Here is a 464-nt window from a genome sequence, read left to right as displayed (position 1 = left end):
TATCTACTCTCAATATATTTTATGGATCACTAATATATATCACTCGCGGCGACTATATCACTTCCCTTCCCACCTATTTCCGCGAAGGAATCTGGTGGTTCGAATTCGCCGACAGTAATGGGTTTCCATATGCAATCAATTTGCAGGCGCTGTTGCTAGTGGTCTCATTCTTTATGACCTGGGTCTTGCTCAACAAGACAAACATCGGTCGTCAAATATGTGCCATGGGGGGGAATGAGATAGCTGCCGAACGCCTTGGTTTTCATGTTTTCGGCCTGAGATGCCTTGTTTACGGCTATATGGGATTCATGGCCGCGATCGCATCAATATCGCAAGCCCAACTGGCCCAATCGGTTACGCCGACGACGCTCATTGGCAAGGAACTAGAAGTGCTTGCGGCTGTCGTTCTTGGCGGTGCGAGTCTGACCGGTGGCAAGGGCACGGTGTTTGGCGCCGTATTGGGC

1 pseudogene is annotated in these 464 nt (G+C 50.2%); it reads left to right on the top strand.

The window, feature by feature from the left end:
- Positions 1-464 (top strand): annotated as a pseudogene (locus EN750_RS38640) (ABC transporter permease); the annotation flags it as partial.

This window comes from Mesorhizobium sp. M7A.F.Ca.ET.027.03.2.1 (genome assembly GCF_003999175.1).
Taxonomy (GTDB): Bacteria; Pseudomonadota; Alphaproteobacteria; order Rhizobiales; family Rhizobiaceae; genus Mesorhizobium.
This window is presented reverse-complemented; position numbering and strand designations above follow the sequence as displayed.